Source organism: Pseudomonas sp. R1-43-08, assembly GCF_003852255.1.
Taxonomy (GTDB): Bacteria; Pseudomonadota; Gammaproteobacteria; order Pseudomonadales; family Pseudomonadaceae; genus Aquipseudomonas.
Genome location: NZ_CP027734.1, coordinates 332,667 through 354,942, shown reverse-complemented (window position 1 = coordinate 354,942; position 22,276 = coordinate 332,667). Strand labels below are relative to the sequence as shown.

Sequence of the window (22,276 nt, the reverse complement as noted above, 5' to 3'; positions counted from 1 at the left end):
TCAACGTGGGAGGGGCAGGCCTTAATGCCGTCAATTAAGGCTTTTTGTAGGAGCGAGCTTGCTCGCGAAGAACTCTGGGCCTCCGCGTTTATTCAGATTGAACGCGTTGCCTAGACGTTTTTCGCGAGCAAGCTCGCTCCTACAGTGGACCACTTTCGCTTAACTGAATGGCGTTAGGGCAAGCCCTCTCCCACATTTGGTTTTGCGGTGTTTGTCTGAACGAGTCAGACCACCAACCGCTGCAACGCCTCGCGCAACCTCCCCGGAATCGTCACCGGCTGGTTCGTGCCCCGGTCGACAAACACATGCACAAAACGCCCCGCCGCACAGGCTTCCTGCTCGCCTGCCTTGAATACCGCCAACTCGTATTGCACTGAGCTATTGCCCAACTTGCCCACCCGCAGGCCGATATCAATGCGCTCAGGGAAAGCGATCGACGCAAAGTAATCGCACGCCGAACTGACTACAAACCCGACCACTTCCCCGTCATGAATATTCAACTCGCCCTGTTCGATCAGGTAGGTATTCACCGCCGTGTCGAAAAAGCTGTAGTAGGTGACGTTATTCACATGGCCGTACACATCATTGTCGTGCCAGCGCGTAATAATCGGCTGGAAGTGTGCGTAATCGGCACGTTGTGGCACTGAGTCAGGCATGGGCACCTCTCGTTAGAAGGAGTTTACAGGTCATTCAAATGAGCTTCGGCCCACTCACGAACCTCGGCGTAGGGGTAGTCCTCCAGCGCAGCGAACCCGGGAATACCCCGCGCCTTCAACTTGGTGAACAACGGCACGCTGATCCCACCCAGAAAGCGCGTCAACCGTTCCGCACCCGGCAATTGGCCGGTGTGCTCATGATGCCTGTGGATAAAATCACCGCACAGCCCCATAAAGTTTTTATCCACAAGCGGCGGCAGGCGCGGCGGCGGCGGTAGATGGGCGACGTGCCCATGGCACACCGAGCAATGCCCGCAACGCTCAGGTACATTTTCGTCGCCAAAATAGCGCGCCAGGCGTTGCCCAAGGCACTGCTCGGTGGCGAACAGATCAAGCATGGCGTGAATCCGCGCCACTTCTGTCACCTCGTGCTGCTTGAAGCCTGTGTATAACTCGGCGCTCAGTACCTGTGGGTCGAAATCGGTGTTCAGCAAGCTGTAGACCTCGGTCATCTGCTTGCTCTCCAATTCGATCAGGCCCTGTTCCTGGAAGTAATCCAACGCTTTCACCACACGACTGCGCTCGGCGTTGTGCTGCTGGTAGAGCGCCTCGAAATCCACGGTCGCCCAGGTTTTCGCGCGCTTGCACACCTGGATGATCGCCGCGACAAACTGTTGCCGCTCCCCGGAAAACCGGGCCAGCAAGGCCTCGGGTTCGATCAGGTACTTGAAACGGTACTCGGCATAAAACGCGTAGCGCGGTGCGATCACGCCCTTGAGCTCCAACTGCACCAGCAGCGTCTTCAACGGCAGCTCGCGAATATTACTGTGGTCCGATAAAGACCTGAGTAAAAACTCCCATTGGCCCTCGTCTCGCGCGGCCTGCACCTCTTCCAGCACCCGGCGGATACCTTCCTGCTCCGGCGTATCACCGTACACGAAGTTTTCCAGCACATTGAGGCTGTCGCGATTGGCCAGCACCAGGCAGTCCGAAGGCTGGCCATCGCGCCCGGCGCGGCCGATTTCCTGGCTGTAATTTTCGATGGATTTGGGCAGGTCGAAGTGCACTACATTGCGGATATCACTCTTGTCGATGCCCATGCCAAACGCGATGGTGGCGACGATGCAATTGGAGCGCCCTCCCATGAAACGCTGCTGGATGCCCTCGCGTTTGTCGTGGGGCAAACCGGCGTGATACGCCTCGGCCTGGATGCCGTTACGGTTCAGGTGCTCGGCGATCTGCTCGGCGGTTTTTTGCAGGGTGACGTAGACGATGCTCGGCTGATTGGCCCGCTCGCTCATCCATTGCACGAGACGCCGGCGTTTGTCCGCGCCGCTCACCGGTTCTACCAACAAGTTGAGGTTGGGCCGGTAAAAGCCCGTGGTAATCACATCCTGCGGCGCAATGGCGAACTTGGCCTGCATATCGGCAATCACCTTGGGCGTGGCCGTAGCCGTCAGCAGCAGCGCTTGTGGGATCTTGAACTGGCGCTGGTAGTCGGGAAGCTTCAGGTAGTCCGGACGGAAGTTGTGGCCCCACTCGGAGATGCAGTGCGCCTCATCCACCACCAGCAGCGAGAGCTGCACACTTTGCAGGAAGTTGCGGAAACGCTCGTTTTTCAAGCGCTCCACGGAAATCATCAGGATTTTCAATTCCCCTGAACGTGCGCGAGCCATCACGTCATTGGCGTCCTCGCGGCTTTGCGCCGAGTCGATGCTGCCCGCTGAAATGCCGTGACGCCGCAGGAAACCCAACTGGTCCTGCATCAATGCCAACAACGGCGACACCACCAGCGTCAGGTGTGGCAGTAATACGGCTGACAGCTGATAACACAGGGACTTGCCCGACCCGGTGGGGAAAATAGCGGCCGCCGAACGACCGGCCAGCACAGCGCTGACCGTCTCTTCCTGGCCCAAACGAAACTGTGGATAACCAAAGACCTGCTGGAGGGTGTCGTGCATAGGCTGTCACTCCATTGACCGTTGAACGTGGCTTAAAAACGTAGCCCATTAAGTTCAGCGGATCGAGAAAGGTCGCATGGAAAAAAGAGACAGGATGATACACAGGGTGCAGCAATGGCCTTGGGCCAAATACGACTGTAGGAACACCAAAAACCAAATGTGGGAGGGGGCTTGCCCCCTTCCACATTTCAAAACCGCGCTACAACCGAATCAGCGGTTCTGCACCCGCTCAATCGCCGTGTCGTACACCGGATTGGCCTTCTGCTCCTTGGCCAACTGGTAGTGACGCAGCGCATCCGGGAACTGGCCCGCCGCTTCGTAGATTCGCGCAATGTTGTAGTAGGCACCCGCGCGTACGGTTGCCGCATTGGCCCCCGTCGCCAGGGCGATAGCCTTGCGGTTGGCCCAGATCGACTCGGCGGTGTTGCCAGCCTTCTGATACGCCAGGCCGAGGTTGCCATAGGCTTTACCTAAGCCGTTATCCAGATCAATGGCCTGACGGAACAGGTCAATCGCCTGGTCCAGATTACCCGCCTGGTAGGCCGCTTCACCCTGCACATTCAGACGCTTCGCATCGGTCTGTGCGGAAGAGCTGACGGCCACTGCGGTAACGGCGACGCTGTCATCCAGCAATGGTTTGACTTCGTTGAGTACATTGGCGGCATTCACGGTCACGCCGCTGAAGGTGTTGATGTCCTGGAAATCGCCACTGCCGGTCATGCGGAACACGGTCCACAGGTTACCGCTGCGGTTTTTCGGCACGTAGTAGGTGCGCACCAGCGATTGGCCCATGTACACGAATACTTTGGCTTCACTGTTGGACAACTGACGCGAGCCTGGATTGCCGCCGTTGCTGTAGTCATGCACAGCGTAAACGTAGCTTTCACCGTAGTGTTTTTTCTGCAGGGTGATGGTTTCCGGGCCATAGCTGTCGGTGTCATCCACGTCCAGTTCGGCGTCGGTGCCGGTCTTGTTCTCGAAGTAGATATTGTTGCCGGGGAAGATCATATGGGAGTCGAGATCGTCCGGCGTCTGGCCCCAGCTCAGCACCACGCGCAAGCCATCGAGGTTTTCCATCACAGGGCTGATAGCGTAGGTCATGCCCTTGCACGGGCACTTCACCACCAGATTGGAATAGCCCGGTTTTTTGATGATCAATAGGTTGCTGGCGTCGTCAGCCGCCTCGCTGGTCAGCGTCACCTGCCCTTGAGCGTCGGTGCGGCCCACCACGTTCTGCGCACCGTTGCGTTGCAGCAACACCTCGGCGTCGGCGATTTTCTGGTCCTTGACCACCGCACTCAGCACCTCGATCGGCAACTGCTCGGCCTGAACGGAAAAAGCCACCGCACACAATGACATCGCCGAAGCGACACGAAGCAAACCCATGCTAATTCCCTTTAAGTATTGGGCGGAATTGCCCTACAAGATTTTGCGGTGAAACATACGCTGAATTCAGCACGCTGGCGGATTTTTTATAAGGAATGTGACGTGGTTATAGCGAACACTGACCGCACGATGAAACCAGCCTCTGTCTTGGAGAACTGCGCCGTGGAAGAGATGACGTTCAAGCAGAAACAGGCTTACTACAAGAAGATTCAACGCTCCAACTATCTCGCCAGCTTGCGTCACGGGATGCATTCCCACGCAGGAGCGTGGGAATGATCTGAGGCCATGAACAGTTAAACCATTCGTTTATTGCCCGAGAACACACTCACTTCTAAGGTTCGTTCCGTCGCTGCCAAATCAGCGACCGGGTTTGGTCATCCGAAAAACAGCAGGGACAAACGTGCCAACTCGTTTGGTGTATTTCTTTGAATCTGTATTGGAACTGAAATGACAAAGCCCAACCTCCCAACCAATCGTTATCGCATTCTGCGCACTAACTTCACCGATACCTACCCCCTCGTCATCGACACCGAAGCCAAAGCCGAAGACATCCAGTCCGCCGCCCACCAGCGCATCCGCGCAGCCACGGACCTATTGGAAACCTTCTCCTGCCTGACCTTCGAACACGCCGACCTCAAAGACATCTCCCACATCACCAACGCCTTGTACCTGCTCGTCCAGGACGGCTGTGATTTGCTGGAAGCGGCGCAACATGTACAGCTGCAACCCGAACAACCGCAAATCTAAGCAACACGCTTTGAGCGAGCTTGCTCGCGAAAATCGTCAACGATGACGCGGTAAAGCAGAAGAAACGCGGCGTCCTTGAGTTTTTCGCGAGCAAGCTCGCTCCTACAATTGATCCGCTTTGCCTGTTAAATCACCGCCAAGCCAAAAATCCCGGAAACGGTTGTAGGAAACCTCCAAATACCGCGACATCCCTTTCCCAAACTGCTCCAAACACCCGCTCGACCCTCTGCAGAAGTTACCCGTAGCTGAATGAAAATAGCGCGGTCTCAACTTTCTCGGCAGAAACCTGTGAACATCGAAAGGACTCAACACATCGGCCACTATGGCGTCATCTTCACAGTGATTCGCTTCACTGTTGTGCCTGACAATCGGCATGCTTTGGCCAATCTATGCCTGCTTGAAACAAAAACGGCAGCGCGACAAGTGCGCGATCAGATACGTAGGCTGTACGAAAAAATGCTGGCCAGAGACTTGCCATGCGAAATGGCGGTCGCGATTTCCCATCCTTTGAGACGGAACCAGGCCGATCGGTTAAACGACCAAAACGTGCTCATCAAACAAATAATCTCCGGAGCGGTTAAAGCACCGGGCATTGCCATTTCAACCGTAACCGCGGGCTTCGTTGGAGATACTATTTCCGGCAAGCTTCGTAGATATCACGCTGGAGACATCATCATCGGTCTGGATGCCAGTGTGAGAGGAGGCATAGGACCTCAGCGGTCAACACTCTCAATGCATGTCTACTCGGACGAGTCTTAGTGACATGGCCCTTTACCTTCAATCCGCTTCCTTTCTCATTATCTATTTGGTGCTGCACTACCACATCACAGACCCAATGCTTAGAAAGCACTTCGCAGTCACATTTCTCACAGCAAGCCTTATTTTGACGTTCCTACTACCCTATGTAGCGGTGATCCTCAGAATGCCCATCCTACCTGTCTTTGTATTTTTGATAGGCTTGGCACTCTTCATCACCCGAAACAAATACCGCCTAAAACGCAACAGCCCCCCTCACCCACTTCTACGTGCGCCCACCATGAACCTCGCCCCGAACTTCCCCAAAGACCCCGTCATGCAGCAACTCCTGCAACTACTGCACGAAGAAATCGGCCTGCCGAAACACAAGACCATCCATCTGCAAACCTCACTCAATTTCGACCTGGGCTGTGACGGCAGCGAGGCCAAGCAACTGATGGAAGCACTGGAGCAGGAATTCGCCCTCGACTTGGGCGACTACGACACTTATCGGTACTTCAACCCGCCGGTGTTTGATGTGTTCTTGAAGCGGCGCGCCAAGGGCCGTGGTGATAAAGTCCCGCTGACCATTGGTATGCTCTACCTGGCGATCAAGACCCACAGCTGGGACACACAGACGCTGGAAAATCTGAGCTGATCTAAAGAACGCTGATATCCAAATGTGGGAGGGGGCTTGCCCCCGATAGCAGTGTGTCAGCCAGCAAATTTTTGACTGTTAAACCGCAATCGAGGGCAAGCCCCCTCCCACATTAGCTTTGCGCAAATCTGCCGAGCGATACATAACAAGGACCTTACATGGACGTAACGATGGGCCTGCTGGCCGCCCTGCTCTGGGGCGGCACCGACTTTCTGGTGGGCCTCAACGCCCGGGCCGTTGGTGTTAAACGCGCGGTGTATTTCGGCCAAGCCCTCGGCTTTTTGATCATGACCCTGCTGCTGGTCAGTTTTCCTGCCTTCTTTTTCAAATCCCTCAATGCGCCGTTGAGCGTCTGGCTCCTGGGTATCGCGGCCGCGCTGCTCACCGTGTCCGGCGCCCTCGCACTGTCCAAGGCCTTCGCCCTGGGCAAAGCCGCCATCGTTGCGCCACTCGTGACCTCATACGGCGTAGTCACCACCTTGCTGTCCTGGGCCAGCGGCGAGCAGATCAGCCTGATCCAACTCGGCTGTATCGGCCTGTGCGTCATCGGCGTGATCCTTTCCAGCCTCCATAAGGACAACGGCGTACCCCACAACAATCCGCGCCTGTCCATCGCCTACGCCATGCTCGCCGCGCTGCTGTACGGCACCAGTTTCTGGCTGCAAGGCCGCTATACGCTGCCGGCGCTGGGCCCCATCACCATGCTGTGGCTGGGTTACCTGGTTGGGGGGTGCGTAATGGTGATGATGGTGCTGAAGATCAAGGACGGCTTGAAAATCCCGCCGCTGAAAAACTGCGCGACATTGACCGGAGCGAGCGTGATGAACCTCGGTGGCTTCTCGGCGTTTTCGTGGGGGGCGATGGCAGGGTCGGTTTCGGTGGTGACGGTGATCAGTACGCTGTCAGGTGGGATTGCAGCGATCCTGGGGTTTGTGTTTTTCAAGGAGCGGCTGACGGCGGTGCAGGTGCTGGGGGTTGTGCTGGTACTGCTCGGAGCAGTGGTTTTGCACATCGCCGACTGATCTTTCGCGCACAAAAAAGCCGCCCACAAGAGGCGGCTTTTTCACAACAAACGAGTCTTACAACTTAGGCCCTGCAGCCTTGATCGCATCGAGAACTTCAAACTTCTTGAAGTTCTCGATGAACAACCCAGCCAACGCCTTCGCCGCTTCATCGTAGGCAGCCTTGTCGGTCCAGGTGTTACGTGGGTTCAACAGGCCGGTCTCGACGCCCGGTACGGCCAATGGCACGTCGGGGTTGATGGTGGTTTCGGCACCGATCAACGCGCCGCTTTGGATCGCTGCGATCACGCCACGCGTGGTCGGGATGTTGAGCGCCTACACAATCAATTTTCACTAAGCCAATAGCGTTTATAGAGTATCCAAAGCGACGTCACTCGCATCACTTAATGCTAGCAAAATGATGCCATTCCAGTTTAGTCTCTGAAATAGATCCGATCGCCAGCGCAGCGAATAAAACGGTAAAACTCAAGGATGGGGTCTGAGAAAATGGAAGTTCGATATTGAATTCAAACAAATATGAGGGTATCCGTACTCAAGGCCCATAAGCGGTTGATAAACACGCGCCGACAAAATTTTCAAAAAATAAAAATTACTCAGCTAGAAATCATTCAAAAGAGGTTCCTATGGCAACTCTTGATAGAAACAGCGTTATTAGTACTTGCTTTTTCCATGTAGACATTCTGAACAAAACAAAAGAGCAAATCGCTGGAGATCTTAAAAACCAAGATCTCGAAGTTTATCTCGAAACACTCTTAGTAGAAATCAACAATAAAGAGCAAAAACGAATTTTTGATTTTAGCGAGCCGGAAAGTGCCTTCAAACTCTCAACAAGAACAGTATCGGAAAGCGCAGACTTAAGTGTCAACTTTGCTGGTGAGCATTTAGCTCAGAAGTTGCTAGACCAAGAAATAAAAACCAATGAGCAATATAAGCATCTCGGAAAAAATGACGGCGCGCACGTGAAAACTGGCAGCTTTCTACAATTTATCTACAAAGAAAATGGTAATTTGCGTTATCTTGGCGTAAAAGTCGACCATTTAGTAATTTTAGATGATATAGACTTCAAGAAAAGAAAGGGGCTCAGCCTAACGGAGAAAGTATACAAAGCATTCAAGGTTGACTTCGATGATAAAAAGTCCCCTACATGCATCAACATCTATGACTCAAAATCCGGCCTGACTAAATATTGGTGGGCAGAGTTTCTTGAGTTGAGGGAAAGAAATACAGATACTTTCAACACAACTACGGCATGCACGGAAACGATAACTAAGCTCGCCACGCTAAAGAAAGAGTTCCCTCAAGACTACACAATACTTAGAAACGCGACGGTTGCAGCCTTCAAGCAGGAAGGCTCAATGGACTACTTTAAATTTGTTGACGCAACAATATCTAATTATAAGTCAGACAACAACGAATTCGAAGAAGCAAAACAAAAACTTATTATAAAGCTTAAAGACCTACCAAAAAACAAAGGCTTCGATACTGTTTTTGAATTAGTGCCCTCAGCCGTACCTTTCCGAAATACAAATTACAAACTCACCACCGAGATTTCTCTTTCAATCCGAGAAGGAATCAGTAATTTATCCGAAAAAGTCTGGTCCGAGATCACGTCCGATGGACGAGAGCTCGTGGTCATTGAATCAAAACTTGCCAAACAATTCAAAAGAAAAGAACGAGAACTGTAGATGTTGAATTTCTCCGATCTCAAGAATAAATCCAAAACATTCGAAGCCCAAGATGTACTTTCTAGATACACGCTTGACGCCAGCTTTGAGCTACATTCTTGGCTAGACATTAAAAACCTAGTATCTCAGCTAGAGAAAATATCAGTTAGGGATAATTTTGAATTTACAATTGAATTGGATGGATCGGATAAAACAATAACTTCTTGCACACCAAGTGAACTAAATAAACTAGAGATTCACTACAACGAGTACAACGGAGACAACACAACCTTAACATTAGAACTAAAAATCAATAAAAATTTCATCGAACAAACCTATTCGATTTACAACTTAAAACTTTTTGCAGACTTCCTTTCGTCCCAAAGCATACTAAAATCTATAGAGCTCCTCAGCAGGAATATGAGAGAGCAACTTATATTCGAAGTTTTTGAAGAAATAAATAACTTTGGAAGCAAGACAATAAAATTCATAAGGCATGGCGAAAACATAAGCAAAATTGAAGCACAAATGCAGCAAAAACGTAATAAAAAAATAGCATCCTTCAAAGAAGGAACCACATTAATAGGATTGCCCTACAATTTTACGGCGGCCGATTTCGACTTCTCAATGCAAGAAAATACATCATCTAAACTAATAAAATTTTTCCAAAATTCAAAACTTATTTATGCTCTTGCATATTTATCTAACAGTACAGAAGTTAATACGCGCGGAGAAATTCAATTTAAATTCAATGGCTACCGCTCTTTTAGTACAGTAGCTCAGCAACCGGAGGGCCTTAAAGAAAACAATAAAATTGTATTTAAGATTTACTCGTGGGTCTTCTCAGACGGTCCCTCCACTGACAAACTAGGGTTAGTGCGAAATATCTTCACCCTTAACAGTCAAGACGGAAAACTCAACTTAACAATTAATACCTGGCATACAATCCAATCAAATTATGAAATATACTTAAAGGAAAATGTAACTCAATATCTTGAATTAAAAGGAAAACTTTTAGAATTTATATCTGAGTTCAATAAGCGGGCCTTAGACTCGACCGACGGCTTTATAAGCTCGTTTCAAAATAGCACAGTTGCCTTTATCTCATTTATAGTCTCAGTCGTAGTAATTAACGGACTAAAAGATGCGGGTTCTGAGAAAATATTTTCCAAAGAGTACTTTTTAATTTCTATTTTTATCTGTGTGGCGTCTACTTTCTGGTTATATTTTTCCAGAAAAGATACACAAGACAGGATCGTTTATATAACGAAACAGACGAAAAATTCAATTCTGTCGAATTACAAAAACATTTTAAGTGAGGAAGAATTAAATTCAAGCATTGATCCTGTAATCTTTAGTGTAGATATTCACACAGGAGAAAGAATCAGAAAATACACAGTGCTATGGGTGTTGACCATTGTGTCATTTTTTCTGGTATTTTCAATTGGAGTTGGTATCTCAAAATCTGACATTGAAAAGTCCAGCCCTAAAAATGATTTAGTTACTCCGCCACCGGCTAAAGACCAAAGCAAAAAAACTATTCTGCCTAAAACCAATCTTCTATCTACATAAAAAACCGCCCCTGGAGGCGGTTTAGTAATTTACGATTAATTACTTACAACTTAGGCCCAGCAGCCTTAATCGCATCGCTCACTTCAAACTTCTTGAAGTTCTCGATGAACAACCCGGCCAACGCCTTCGCCGCTTCATCGTAGGCAGCCTTGTCAGCCCAGGTGTTACGTGGGTTCAGCAGGCCGGTCTCGACGCCCGGTACGGCCAATGGCACGTCGAGGTTGATGGTGTCGAGGTGTTCGGTTTCGGCACCGATCAACGCGCCGCTCTGGATCGCTGCGATCACGCCGCGCGTGGTCGGGATGTTGAAGCGTTTGCCGACGCCGTAGCCGCCGCCGGTCCAGCCGGTGTTGACCAGGTAGACCTTGGAGCCGAAACCACGGATGCGCTTGATCAGCAGCTCAGCGTATTCACCGGCCGGGCGCGGGAAGAACGGTGCGCCGAAGCAGGTGGAGAAAGTCGACTTGATGCCGCTGCCCGAACCCATTTCGGTCGAGCCCACCAGTGCGGTGTAGCCGGACAGGAAGTGGTAGGCCGCTTGTTCTTCGCTGAGGATCGACACGGGCGGCAGAACGCCGGTGAGGTCGCAGGTCAGGAAGATCACCGCGTTGGGCTCGCCACCCAGGTTCTTTTCGGAACGCTTGGCAACGTGTTCCAGCGGGTAGGCGGCGCGGCTGTTCTGGGTCAGGCTGACATCGGCGTAGTCGGCATGCCCGGCTTCGTCGATGACGACGTTTTCCAGCACGGCGCCGTGCTTGATGGCCTTCCAGATAACCGGCTCGTTCTGCTCGGACAGGTCGATGCACTTGGCATAGCAACCGCCTTCGATGTTGAACACCACGCCTTCGCCCCAACCGTGTTCGTCGTCACCGATCAGGTAACGGCTTTCGTCGGCGGACAGGGTAGTCTTGCCGGTGCCGGACAGGCCGAAGAACAGGGTCACATCGCCTGCTTCACCGATGTTGGCGGCGCAGTGCATCGGCAGCACGTCGGCGGCCGGCAGCAGGAAGTTCTGCACCGAGAACATGGCTTTTTTCATTTCGCCGGCGTAACGCATGCCGGCGATCAGCACTTTTTTCTGGGCGAAGTTAAGGATCACGCAACCGTCGGAGTTGGTGCCGTCACGCTCTGGCACGCACTCGAAGTTGGCCACGTTGAGCACTTGCCACTCTTCACGACCGGCCGGGTTGTATTGGGCCGGGTTGATGAACAGGCAGCGACCGAACAGGTTCTGCCAGGCCGTTTGGGTGGTCATTTTCACGGCCAGGTAGTGGTCTTCGGCAGCCCCTACGTGAACGTGGGAAACGAAATGCTCTTGCGCATTGTTGAAGGCCTCGACGCGAGCCCAGAGGGCATCGAACTTGTCGGCCGGGAACTTGCGGTTGATCGGGCCCCAGGCGATTGCGGCCTGGGTGGTCGGTTCTTCAACGATGAAACGATCGACCGGCGAACGACCGGTGCGGTGACCGGTTTCTACGACCAGCGCGCCAGTATCGGCAAGCACGCCTTCACCGCGCTGCAGGGCTTCTTTGACCAGATCGTCAACACTCAGATCGGTGTATACGGCGTTATTGGCTTGCGTCATGAGGTTCCCCGTCGGCCTATGGCCGAGTGCTCCAAACGTTTTGTAGTAGAAAGTTGCGCACTACTACCGCGAAAAAAGTGGGCCGGATTATGCCAGAAAAGCCCAATAAGAGTAGGGCCCTCCCGTCAGAACGCCTCTAATCCGGCATTTGACAGGTGATTTACCTGTGCTTAAACGTTTTAGTGGCGGGTGTCGGAAGGGGTGTCGATGCCTGCGCCGGCGAATAATTGGGCGACATCGGCAGCATCGAACAGATAACGCTCGTTGCAGAACTGGCAGTCGATCTCGATATGGCCACCGTGTTCCACCACTAGATTCTGCGCATCTTCCAGGCCCAGGCTGATCAAGGCATTGGCCGAGCGCTCGCGGGAGCAACTGCAATTGAAGCGCAGGGACTGTTCGTCGAACAGGCGCACGGCCTCTTCGTGGTAAAGGCGGTGCAGGATGGTTTCGTTGTCCAGGCCCAGCAGCTCTTCGGCCTTCAACGTGTCGGCTAGGGCGATGATATGCCGCCAGCTTTCAGCGCGATCATCCTCATCCTTGATCCGGTCAGCCGGCAATTGCTGCAACAACAGGCCGCGAGCGCGCTTGCCGTCGGCGTTGAGCCAGAACTTGGTGCCGACTTGCTGGGACATTACAAAATAGTTGGTAAAGCAGTCCGCCAAGGTCTCGCCGTCGAGGTCAACGATACCCTGGTAGCGCTGGCCCTCGGTGGGGTCAACGGTGATCGCCAGCACGCCATCGGCCATCAGCTCGGAAAAGGTGGCATCCGGTGTAATCCGGTCGACGTCATAACGGGCCAGGCCACGGATCTCGCGCTCGCTGGAACACTCGATCATCAGCATCGGGATCGGACCTTCGGAACGCGCCTGCAGGATCAGCAAGCCATCGAATTTCATCGTGCCCACCAGCAGCGAAGCCGCTGCCATCAACTCACCGAGCAACTGCGCGACCGGCTCCGGATACGCGTGTTTGGCAAGGACTTCGGCATAGCTGAGTTCCAACGAAACCAATTCGCCGCGGGCGTCGTTCTCGTCAAAGATAAAGCGTTGGGTGAAGTCGGTATCCGGTAGATCAGTCATAGGTCTGGGTATCTGAAGTGATGACAAAATGATTACAACGTTTATAAAATTAAACGCTTTAGCACCATATTGGTGCGGATTCTCCTGAAAACAAGGAGCTTAATAGGACGATGAGGGACAGTTTATGAACAATCCGGGTTTGTTCCAAGCGAACTGGAACCTCCGGCGATGGGCTCTTTGCAATCTACTCGCTATCGCGCTGCTGTGTTTTTGGCTGTGGCCCACGGGGCAGATGCTGTGTGTGATTTTCGACGAGTGGCTGTTTCATCTGCTCAATGGTCCGCTGGCGAGCAACTCCACTTGGTTGCATGTGTGGGCCGTGGCGAGCCTGCGACCGTTTGATGCGGTCGTCGGGGTAATTCTGTTGGCGCTGCTGATACGCGGCGATTGGGTGTTCAAGGCCGTGCAGGTTCGCCAGGCGTTCTTTGGCTTCCTCAGCATTCTTTTGTTGTTGCTGTTTATCCGAATGCTGTTTTCCAAACTCGCGGCGCAGATGGGTTGGCAGCACAGCAGCCCGTCGATGGTGATCGGCGGCGCAGTGCAGATGAGTGATTTTTTCCCTGGGCTGGAGAAAACCTGGGAACTGAAAGACCGATCGAGCCAGAGCTTTCCCGGCGATCATGCTTCGGTGTTGTTGATCTGGGCGATGTTCATGACCCTGTTCGCCCAGCGCATCGGCCAGGTGCTGGTGATCTGGGGCCTGGCGCTGCTGTTCATGATGCCGCGACTGGTAGCAGGCGCGCACTGGGGCCAGGACGATTACATCGGCGGGGTTTTGCTGGCGCTGTTGGCATTGGGTTGGGGTTACTACACGCCGTTTGCAGCGAAGGTGTCGGGGTCCCTGTTGCGGGTAACAGCGCCGGTTTTCGGGTTGCTTGGCAAATTGCCGGTGATCGGGCGATTGAGTGTGATGCGCGCAAACCCTTAACACCACCGGCCAAATGTGGGAGGGGGCTTGCTCCCGATAGCAGTGGATCAGTCAGCTTATCGGTAACTGACCTACCGCAATCGGGAGCAAGCCCCCTCCCACATTTTGATCTCCTTTGGGTTGGAGATTCGTGTAATCAATCATCATTGCCACTGCCGCGAAACTTGAACAAGTCACGGCGTTGCTTTTTGCTCGGCTTGCCATCGGTGGTCAAACCCGAAGCTCCCGCCTTGCGCATGGCCGCAGCGTTCTCGCGCTTGGTAATGCTGGCTTCGGTCTCCGCATACAGTGTCTGCGCTTCTGGCGCGCCCCGGCGCACGACAGAAAGGGCCTGAACCACGACGGTCTTTTCATCGAACCCTGTACGAATCTGAAACTCGTCGCCGACACGCGGTTCCTTCCCCGGCTTGCAGCGCTCGCCGCGATGGTGCACCTTGCCGCTCTCGATAGCGGCCTTGGCCAGGGCACGGGTTTTGTAGAAACGCGCGGCCCACAGCCACTTGTCCAGGCGGACCTTTTCTTCCTCTTCCTGTTTTTGAGCCACTTGAATTCCTCGCTCTGAAAAATGTCGCAACCTTACCGTTGAAACGCTTCGACGCATAAACCCTGAGGCTCACCTAAGATACGCCAGGTAGCACTCTGTTTTCGCGAGGACACGCTGTGACCGACTTTCCCGTTTCACTCACCTCGCCCAACCAGCGGTGCGTGGGTTGCCAGCAAAGCGAGCCTCTGGGGTTCGATTTTGCTTTCGCCTACCAGCCTATCGTAGACCTGCGTGATCATTCGATATTCGCCAATGAAGCCTTGGTGCGCGGCATCCAGGGTGAAGGCGCGTCGTCGGTGCTGGCCCACGTCAACGCAACCAATCGCTACCGCTTCGACCAGCGCTGCCGCACCCAGGCAATTGCCGGCGCTGCCGCCCTGGGCATGCAGACTCACCTTTCCATCAATTTCATGCCCAATGCCGTTTACCGTCCGGAACTGTGTATCCGCAGCACCCTGGAGGCCGCCCGCGCGCACAATTTTCCGCTGGACCGCCTGATTTTCGAGACACTGGAAAGCGAGCATGTAGATAACAATCGCCATTTGACGAATATTCTGCGTGAATACCGCGAATTCGGCTTCAAGACCGCCATCGATGATTTCGGCGCGGGCTATTCGGGGCTGAATCTGCTGGCCGATTTCCAGCCGGACCTGATCAAACTCGACATGGCGCTGATTCGCGATGTCGACCAAGACCGCGTCCGTCAGGTGATCGTCCGGGGGATTGTCACAATCTGTGAGCAGTTGGGGGTTACTGTCATCGCCGAAGGCATCGAAAGTGCCGGCGAGCGGGACTTCCTCTCCGACTGTGGAATATTTCTAATGCAGGGCTATTGGTTCGCCAAGCCCGCATTCAATGCCCTGGCCAAGGTTTCGCCTGACGCCTGGGCACATTGACCGGTACCCATATTGAAGACATTTGACCATTTGACCGTTGTGGGTCTGCGAGAGTGGGTGGCGCTTCCCGACCTGGGAGTGGCTGGCCTGCGCGCCAAGATCGACACCGGCGCCAGTACCTCGAGCTTGCACGCCACTGAAATCGAGCCATTCGAGCGTAATGGCGAAAAGTGGGTGCGTTTTACCGCCCACTTGGGCAGCGTGGTGCAACTGCGTCACCGCCGCTGCGAGGCGCCCCTGGTAACGATGAAAACCATCAAGAGCTCCAACGGCCATGCGCAGGTGCGCTACGTGATCAGCACCTCCCTGGCGTTGGGCGATCGGGTGTGGCGGGTGGAGTTCACCCTGGCTTGCCGCAAAGCCATGCGTTATCGCCTGTTGCTAGGCTCCAAGGCGCTGATTGACGGCCATTTGGTGGTCAGCCCGGGCGTCAAGTACGTTCAAGACAAGCCGGTGTTCCCGGTCTCTACTATTTCTGCCCCAGGTGCTGCATGAAGATCGCTGTGCTGTCGCGAAACCCGCGTCTGTATTCTACCCGCCGCCTGGTCGAGGCCGGCACTGAACGTGGCCATGAAATGGTGGTGATCGACACGTTGCGGGCCTATATGAACATTGCCAGCCACAAGCCGCAGATCCACTACCGGGGCAAGCCGCTGGAAGGCTTTGACGCGGTGATCCCGCGCATCGGCGCCTCGGTGACGTTCTATGGCTGCGCGGTGCTGCGCCAGTTTGAAATGATGGGGGTCTTCCCACTGAATGAATCCGTGGCCATCGCGCGCTCGCGGGACAAGTTGCGCTCGCTGCAGCTGCTGTCACGCCGGGGTATCGGCCTGCCGGTCACCGGTTTTGCCCACTCCCCGGATGACATCCCCGACCTGATCGACATGGTCAATGGCGCGCCGCTGGTGATCAAGGTGCTGGAAGGCACCCAGGGCATCGGCGTGGTGCTGTGCGAAACCGCAACGGCGGCGGAATCGGTGATCGAGGCGTTCATGGGCCTCAAGCAGAACATCATGGTGCAGGAGTACATCAAGGAAGCGGGCGGTGCGGATATCCGCTGCTTCGTGGTGGGCGACAAGGTGATTGCCGCCATGAAACGCCAGGCCAAGCCGGGTGAGTTCCGCTCCAACCTGCACCGTGGCGGCAGCGCGAGCCTGATCAAGATCACCCCGGAGGAGCGCATGACCGCGCTGCGTGCGGCCAAGGTCATGGGGTTGGCCGTGGCAGGTGTGGATATCCTGCGCTCCAACCATGGCCCGTTGGTCATGGAGGTGAACTCATCGCCGGGCCTGGAAGGGATCGAGACCACCACGGGCAAAAATGTGGCGGGGATCATCATTGAGCATCTGGAAAAAAATGGCGGGCCGAACATGACCCGAACCAAGGGAAAGGGCTGAAAAGCTCTGCCCCTGACACAACATCAGTTCAGATGTGGGAGGGGGCTTGCTCCCGATAGCGGTGGGTCAGTCACATCTGCATTGACTGACATTCTGCTATCGGGAGCAAGCCCCCTCCCACATTTGATTCATGTTGTCTGTTAGACCGCATCCCTGGGCAACATCAACCCAAGCGGCAGGCGCACCCGTGCCTCCAGACCGCCCTCTTCGCGGTTGCGCAACTCGACATTGCCGCCATGCATCGACGCAATCCGCCGCACAATCGCCAAGCCCAAGCCTGTACCCTTACCGCCACGGGCGCGGTCGCCACGGGTGAACGGGTTGAAGATGGCCTCCAGTTCCGCCGGGTCGATACCGGTGCCGCGGTCCATCACGCTCAGCACCACATAGGGCGCAGCGCTGTCGCCAGACACGTACGCCGCTACTTCCACATCCGAACCGGCATGATGCAAGGCATTGCCGATCAGGTTGTTCAGCAGGCGCTTCATCGACACCCTGCGCAACGCAAACGGCTGAATCGGTTCCAGGCGCAGGCGCACCTGCTCACCGCTCTGGTTGTAGGGTGCGACCACTTCACGAACCAGATCGGTCAGGTCAACCTCCTCCACTACCTCGTCGCGCCCATCACGGATGAATGCCAGGAATTGGTCCAGAATCGCGTCCATGTCCTCGATGTCGCGCACCATGTCATCGGTGAGGTCGGTATGGTTGCCCATCAACTCCAGGGATAAGCGCAATCGCGTCAACGGCGTGCGCAGGTCATGGGACACGCCCGCCAGCATCAGCTCGCGCTCGCGCCCGGCCTGCTCGACATCCTCCGCCATCTGGTTGAACGCGCCGTACACCTCGGTCATCTCACTGGGCGTATCGCTGACTGGCAGGCGCACGCTGCGCCCCTGGCCCAATTGGCGGGCCGCGAACACCAGGCGTTTGAGCGGTTGATTGAGCTGGCGCACGAAAATCCACGCGGACGCGGTTGAAAGCAAGCCAATGGCGAGGAACCAGCCCAATACGTTCCAGATTTTCTGCCCGCGCAACGGGTGCGGATACAGCGGTACCTTGATCCAGGCATCTCCCAGGCTGGGCGCCCTCACCCACAGCGCAGGCGACACATGCATGCGCAGCCGCACCTCGGTGTCGTCGCCCAGTTCCGCCTGCATCTGGCGCTGGTAGATCTCACTGTAGGGCCAATGCTGTTCGCCCTCAGGCACGCCGGCCCCATCAACCCGGATCAGGGTTGAGGCCTTGGCTACCTTTTCACGGTTCTCTGGGTCTACGGCCCAGTAGGCGCGCAACGTCAAGGCGACGCCATGGCTGTATTGCCGATCCACCAGCACGTCCTCGTTCATCAAGAGATAAACCAGTGTGAGTGCCTTCGAAAACAGAACGACGATCAGCACCAGCCAAAGGGTGCGGGAGAAGAAACTTTGCGGGAACCACAGCGGGGTTTTCATAGGAGACAGCTAGACACCTTGCAGGAACGAGCGGCGCTCGCAGAATTGCAGACGCCGGACACCCCGTCGATCCTCATGGAATCAAACGCCGGATGCCCGCCCCTGCAAATCATCGGTCACTTGGTTGCGGTGCCATCCGGCACAAACACATAACCCACACCCCACACCGTCTGGATATACCGCGGCTTGGAAGGGTCCGGCTCGATCATCCGGCGCAGTCGGGAGATCTGCACGTCGATGGAGCGCTCCAGGGCGTCCCATTCTCGGCCACGGGCCAGGTTCATCAGCTTGTCGCGGGTCAGCGGCTGGCGAGCGTTCATCACCAGAGCCTTGAGCACCGCGAATTCGCCGGTAGTGAGCATGTGCACTTCGTCGCCACGCTTGAGCTCGCGGGTCGCCAGGGACAACTCGTAGTCGCCAAAGGTCACGCTTTCGTCTTCGCTGCCCGGCGCGCCCGGTACCGACGGGGCCTGGCGACGCAATACGGCCTTGACCCGGGCCATCAGCTCGTCCGGGTTGAACGGCTTGGCCAGGTAGTCATCAGCGCCCAGTTCAAGGCCCTTGATGCGGCTCAGCTCATCACCCTTGGCAGTGAGCATGATGATCGGGATCTGGTTGTTCGCACCGCGCAGACGCTTGCAGGCGGTGAGGCCGTCTTCGCCGGGCAGCATCAGGTCGAGCACGACCAGATTGAACACTTCACGCCCCAACAGGCGGTCCATCTGCTCGGTGTTCGGCACCGCGCGCGCCCGGTAGCCTTTGGAGTTGAAAAAACGCTCCAGCAGGCTGCTCAGCCCCGGATCGTCGTCAACGATGAGAATTTTTTCGCCTTCAGCAGTTTGTGCAGTGCTGCTCATTAGATGCTCCTCTTATCTCGGCGCGCATTATGGCCTAGCTGCCGTTATACGCACCGTGTGCATTGTTAGCAGATTTTTCCTCTACTGCCAGCCAAGCCGCGCTCTACGACCACTGGCGCAGTAGCCCCCAAGGGCAGAACGCTGGTTATAATGCGGCGCCTTCGTGCAGGGCAACGTCAGATCGTTACCGTTTACTGCCAGGCTTTTTTTACCCGCTTGTCGTGTTTTTTCGATTTCGAGGGTCAATAGACTGCCTCTTGACCCAGGCAGCGGCGCCAGTCGGGCCGCTCAACCAGCCTCGCAAAGCCTTGTGTTTCGGGCCTGCGAGCTGCTTTTCAGAATTTCAGGTGGTTTTATGGACAGCATCAACAGCCGCATCGCCGAGGAACTCGGTGTACGCCCACAACAGGTCGAAGCGGCCGTCGCGCTACTGGATGAAGGCTCCACGGTGCCTTTCATCGCCCGTTACCGAAAAGAAGTGACCGGCAGCCTTGACGACATCCAGCTGCGGCACCTGGAAGAACGCCTGCGTTACCTGCGAGAACTCGACGAGCGGCGTATCAGCATCCTTGCCAGCATCGAGGAACAGGGCAAGTTGACCCCGCAATTGGAACGCGACATCAAGCTCGCCGACACCAAGACCCGCCTCGAAGACCTTTACCTGCCGTATAAACAGAAACGTCGCACAAAGGGCCAGATCGCCCTGGAAGCGGGCCTGGGCGACCTGGCCGACGGCCTGTTCAATGACCCGTCGCTGACCCCGGAAGCCGAAGCCGCGCGCTTTGTCGACGCGCAAAAAGGCGTCGCCGATATCAAGGCTGCCTTGGAAGGCGCCAAGTACATCCTGATGGAGCGCTTCGCGGAAAACGCCAGCCTGCTGGAAAAACTGCGTACCTACCTGAAACAGGAAGCCATCCTCAGCGCCCGCGTCATCGCCGGCAAAGAGGAAGAAGGCGCCAAGTTCCGCGATTACTTCGAACACGACGAGCCCCTCAAGAGCATGCCGTCCCACCGCGCCCTGGCGATTTTCCGTGGCCGCAACGAGGGCATTCTCAGCTCCGCGCTGAAAGTCGGCGACGAACTGCCGGGCACCATGCACCCGTGCGAGGGCATGATCGGTCAACAATTCGGCATTCAGAATCAGAATCGTCCTGCGGACAAGTGGCTCAGTGAGGTCGTGCGCTGGACCTGGAAGGTCAAGCTCTATACCCACCTGGAAACCGACCTGCTCGGCGAGCTGCGCGACGGCGCCGAAACCGAGGCGATCAACGTATTCGCCCACAACCTGCATGACCTGCTGCTGGCCGCTCCGGCGGGTCCACGCGCCACCCTGGGCCTGGACCCGGGCCTGCGCACCGGCTGCAAGGTCGCGGTGGTCGACGCCACCGGCAAGCTGCTGGACCACGCCACCGTCTACCCGCACGTGCCGCACAACAAGTGGGACCAGACCCTCGCCATCCTGGCCGCCCTGTGCGCCAAGCATGCCGTGGACCTGATCGCCATCGGCAACGGCACCGCCAGCCGCGAAACCGATAAGTTGGCCGCTGAGCTGATCAAAAAATACCCGGCCATGAAGATGACCAAGGTCATGGTCTCCGAGGCAGGCGCTTCGGTGTACTCGGCCTCGGAACTGGCGTCCAAGGAATTCCCGGACCTTGATGTATCGATCCGCGGCGCCGTGTCGATTGCCCGTCGCCTGCAGGACCCGCTGGCCGAGCTGGTGAAGATCGATCCTAAATCCATCGGCGTCGGCCAATACCAGCACGACGTGTCGCAGCTCAAGCTGGCGCGTGGCCTGGATGCGGTAGTGGAAGACTGCGTAAACGCCGTGGGTGTGGACGTGAACACCGCTTCCGTGGCGCTGCTCGCACGTATTTCTGGCCTCAACGCTACCCTGGCGCAAAATATCGTTACTCACCGCGACGAAAACGGCGCCTTCAAAACCCGCGCCGCGCTGAAAAAGGTCGCGCGTCTGGGCGAGAAAACCTTCGAGCAAGCCGCCGGTTTCCTACGCGTAATGAACGGTGATAACCCGCTGGATGCCTCTGCGGTTCACCCGGAAGCCTACCCGCTGGTGCAACGAATCGCTGCCGAAACCGACCGCGACATCCGCTCGCTGATCGGCGACGCCGCGTTCCTCAAGCGTCTGGACCCGAAGAAGTACACCGACGAAACCTTCGGCGTGCCGACCATCACCGACATCCTGCAAGAGCTGGAAAAACCCGGCCGCGACCCGCGCCCCGAATTCAAGACCGCTGAGTTCCAGGACGGTGTCGAAGACCTCAAGGACCTGCAACTGGGCATGATCCTCGAAGGCGTGGTGACCAACGTGACCAACTTCGGCGCATTCGTGGATATCGGTGTGCATCAGGACGGTTTGGTGCATATCTCTGCGCTTTCGGAGAAATTCATCAAGGACCCGCGCGAAGCGGTTAAGGCCGGTGACGTGGTCAAGGTCAAGGTGATGGAAGTCGACATCCCACGTAAACGCGTTGGCCTGTCGATGCGCATGAGCGACACCCCCGGCGAGAAAATCGACGGCGCCCGTGGCGCTCGTCCTGGCTCGGCCCCGCGCTCGTCGCAGAACACCGCGCCGCGCAAGGAAACCGCGACAGCCGCTCCGAGCAACAACGCCATGGCTTCGCTGTTCGCCAACGCAAAACAGTTGAAGAAGCGCTGATGGAGATTCCGGCCGGTTTGACCCAGAGCGCGTTCAGCGAACTGATCGGCTGCCGCCTGCAGCGCCTGGATGAGGGCGTTGCCGAAGTGGCCCTGAGCCTGGCGCCGCATTTGCGCAATCGCGGCGGCAAGCTGCATGGCGGCGCGATTTTCAGCCTGGTGGACATCACCATGGGCCTGGCCTGCTCCAGCGCCCATGGGTTCGACCAGCAGAGCGCGACCATCGAGTGCAAAATCAACTATATCCGCGCCGTGGAAGACGGTGACGTACTGTGCACCAGCCGGGTGATCCACGCCGGCAGGCGCACATTAGTGGTCGAAGCCGACGTGTACCAAGGCGACAGACTTGTCGCAAAAGCACAGGGCACGTTCGCTGTCCTATAGCTCCCCGCCCATGATTTGAGTTAATTTCGGCCCTGTGACAACAGCGTCGGAATTTTCTCGCTGCGCTGT

At 55.8% G+C, this 22,276-nt stretch carries 21 protein-coding genes and 1 pseudogene; 13 read left to right on the top strand and 9 right to left on the bottom strand.

Translation table 11 applies throughout. The features are described 5' to 3' along the window. Positions 1–224: 224 nt before the first annotated feature. From C4J87_RS01430 to C4J87_RS01420, 3 genes are all read right to left on the bottom strand, one after another. Entirely contained in the window at positions 225–656 is a 432-nt protein-coding gene (locus C4J87_RS01430) for a thioesterase family protein (protein ID WP_124365442.1), read from the bottom strand. Positions 657–679: 23 nt separating this feature from the next. Further along, positions 680–2,617 carry an ATP-dependent DNA helicase RecQ gene (locus C4J87_RS01425; protein WP_124365441.1) on the bottom strand — a complete coding sequence of 646 codons (1,938 nt, stop codon included), beginning with the start codon at positions 2,615–2,617 and terminating at the stop codon, positions 680–682. Positions 2,618–2,827: 210 nt separating this feature from the next. Then, positions 2,828–4,003, bottom strand: coding sequence for a tetratricopeptide repeat protein (locus C4J87_RS01420; protein WP_124365440.1), 1,176 nt, complete (start codon positions 4,001–4,003; stop codon positions 2,828–2,830). A gap of 48 nt (positions 4,004–4,051) precedes the next feature. Here C4J87_RS01420 and C4J87_RS26240 point away from each other — a divergent pair, with 48 nt between their 5' ends. The 5 genes from C4J87_RS26240 (at position 4,052) to C4J87_RS01390 (ending at position 7,165) form a co-directional block, all read left to right on the top strand. After that, the gene (locus C4J87_RS26240) at positions 4,052–4,279 is read left to right on the top strand and encodes a YhfG family protein (protein ID WP_124365439.1); all 228 of its coding nucleotides are present in this window, start codon (positions 4,052–4,054) and stop codon (positions 4,277–4,279) included. A gap of 171 nt (positions 4,280–4,450) precedes the next feature. Next, a complete protein-coding gene (locus C4J87_RS01410; RefSeq protein WP_124365438.1) occupies positions 4,451–4,750 on the top strand; it encodes a hypothetical protein in 300 nt (99 codons plus the stop codon). Positions 4,751–5,038: 288 nt separating this feature from the next. Beyond that, the gene (locus tag C4J87_RS01400) at positions 5,039–5,509 is read left to right on the top strand and encodes a hypothetical protein (RefSeq protein ID WP_124365436.1); all 471 of its coding nucleotides are present in this window, start codon (positions 5,039–5,041) and stop codon (positions 5,507–5,509) included. A gap of 277 nt (positions 5,510–5,786) precedes the next feature. Then, the gene (locus C4J87_RS01395; RefSeq protein WP_124365435.1) at positions 5,787–6,143 is read left to right on the top strand and encodes a DUF1493 family protein; all 357 of its coding nucleotides are present in this window, start codon (positions 5,787–5,789) and stop codon (positions 6,141–6,143) included. Between the two features lie 158 nt (positions 6,144–6,301). Beyond that, positions 6,302–7,165 (top strand): DMT family transporter, encoded by an 864-nt coding sequence (locus C4J87_RS01390; RefSeq protein WP_256679947.1) that lies wholly within the window; start codon positions 6,302–6,304, stop codon positions 7,163–7,165. 57 nt (positions 7,166–7,222) lie between these two features. Here the strand turns inward: C4J87_RS01390 and C4J87_RS01385 are convergent. Continuing rightward, positions 7,223–7,474, bottom strand: a pseudogene (locus C4J87_RS01385) (phosphoenolpyruvate carboxykinase (ATP)); the annotation flags it as partial. Between the two features lie 314 nt (positions 7,475–7,788). On the opposite strand from C4J87_RS01385, the gene C4J87_RS01380 reads away from it, so the two are divergent. Continuing rightward, complete coding sequence (locus C4J87_RS01380) at positions 7,789–8,850, top strand: hypothetical protein (RefSeq protein ID WP_124365434.1); 1,062 nt, start codon at positions 7,789–7,791, stop codon at positions 8,848–8,850. Next, positions 8,851–10,401, top strand: a complete 1,551-nt coding sequence (locus tag C4J87_RS01375) for a hypothetical protein (RefSeq protein ID WP_124365433.1) — start codon at positions 8,851–8,853, stop codon at positions 10,399–10,401. 43 nt (positions 10,402–10,444) lie between these two features. On the opposite strand, the gene C4J87_RS01370 is transcribed toward C4J87_RS01375, so the two are convergent. Both C4J87_RS01370 and hslO read right to left on the bottom strand, forming a co-directional pair. Beyond that, on the bottom strand, positions 10,445–11,986 hold the full coding sequence (locus C4J87_RS01370) for a phosphoenolpyruvate carboxykinase (RefSeq protein ID WP_124365432.1): 1,542 nt from the start codon (positions 11,984–11,986) through the stop codon (positions 10,445–10,447). 179 nt (positions 11,987–12,165) lie between these two features. Continuing rightward, positions 12,166–13,068: an Hsp33 family molecular chaperone HslO gene (hslO, locus tag C4J87_RS01365; protein ID WP_124365431.1), complete on the bottom strand. Its 903-nt coding sequence runs from the start codon at positions 13,066–13,068 to the stop codon at positions 12,166–12,168. Between the two features lie 124 nt (positions 13,069–13,192). Here hslO and C4J87_RS01360 point away from each other — a divergent pair, with 124 nt between their 5' ends. Next, the gene (locus tag C4J87_RS01360) at positions 13,193–13,996 is read left to right on the top strand and encodes a phosphatase PAP2 family protein (RefSeq protein ID WP_124365430.1); all 804 of its coding nucleotides are present in this window, start codon (positions 13,193–13,195) and stop codon (positions 13,994–13,996) included. A gap of 136 nt (positions 13,997–14,132) precedes the next feature. On the opposite strand, the gene C4J87_RS01355 is transcribed toward C4J87_RS01360, so the two are convergent. Next, the gene (locus C4J87_RS01355; RefSeq protein WP_124365429.1) at positions 14,133–14,540 is read right to left on the bottom strand and encodes an RNA-binding S4 domain-containing protein; all 408 of its coding nucleotides are present in this window, start codon (positions 14,538–14,540) and stop codon (positions 14,133–14,135) included. 116 nt (positions 14,541–14,656) lie between these two features. On the opposite strand from C4J87_RS01355, the gene C4J87_RS01350 reads away from it, so the two are divergent. Genes C4J87_RS01350 through rimK form a run of 3 tightly spaced genes read left to right on the top strand, consistent with a single transcriptional unit; the run spans position 14,657 to position 16,833 of the window. Beyond that, positions 14,657–15,436 (top strand): EAL domain-containing protein, encoded by a 780-nt coding sequence (locus tag C4J87_RS01350; RefSeq protein WP_124365428.1) that lies wholly within the window; start codon positions 14,657–14,659, stop codon positions 15,434–15,436. Between the two features lie 12 nt (positions 15,437–15,448). Next, on the top strand, positions 15,449–15,931 hold the full coding sequence (locus tag C4J87_RS01345) for an ATP-dependent zinc protease (RefSeq protein ID WP_124365427.1): 483 nt from the start codon (positions 15,449–15,451) through the stop codon (positions 15,929–15,931). Beyond that, positions 15,928–16,833: a 30S ribosomal protein S6--L-glutamate ligase gene (gene rimK, locus C4J87_RS01340; RefSeq protein WP_007949201.1), complete on the top strand. Its 906-nt coding sequence runs from the start codon at positions 15,928–15,930 to the stop codon at positions 16,831–16,833. Before C4J87_RS01345 ends, rimK begins: the two co-directional genes overlap by 4 nt. Before the next feature lie 140 nt (positions 16,834–16,973). Here rimK and C4J87_RS01335 read toward each other — a convergent pair whose 3' ends face one another. Together C4J87_RS01335 and ompR are read right to left on the bottom strand one after the other, a co-directional pair. Continuing rightward, on the bottom strand, positions 16,974–18,287 hold the full coding sequence (locus C4J87_RS01335; RefSeq protein WP_124360795.1) for an ATP-binding protein: 1,314 nt from the start codon (positions 18,285–18,287) through the stop codon (positions 16,974–16,976). Between the two features lie 116 nt (positions 18,288–18,403). Next, positions 18,404–19,144, bottom strand: coding sequence for a two-component system response regulator OmpR (gene ompR, locus C4J87_RS01330; protein ID WP_003236035.1), 741 nt, complete (start codon positions 19,142–19,144; stop codon positions 18,404–18,406). Between the two features lie 355 nt (positions 19,145–19,499). On the opposite strand from ompR, the gene C4J87_RS01325 reads away from it, so the two are divergent. Continuing rightward, positions 19,500–21,824 (top strand): Tex family protein, encoded by a 2,325-nt coding sequence (locus C4J87_RS01325; protein ID WP_124365426.1) that lies wholly within the window; start codon positions 19,500–19,502, stop codon positions 21,822–21,824. Beyond that, a complete protein-coding gene (locus C4J87_RS01320) occupies positions 21,824–22,207 on the top strand; it encodes a PaaI family thioesterase (RefSeq protein WP_124365425.1) in 384 nt (127 codons plus the stop codon). Before C4J87_RS01325 ends, C4J87_RS01320 begins: the two co-directional genes overlap by 1 nt. Positions 22,208–22,276 lie beyond the last annotated feature (69 nt).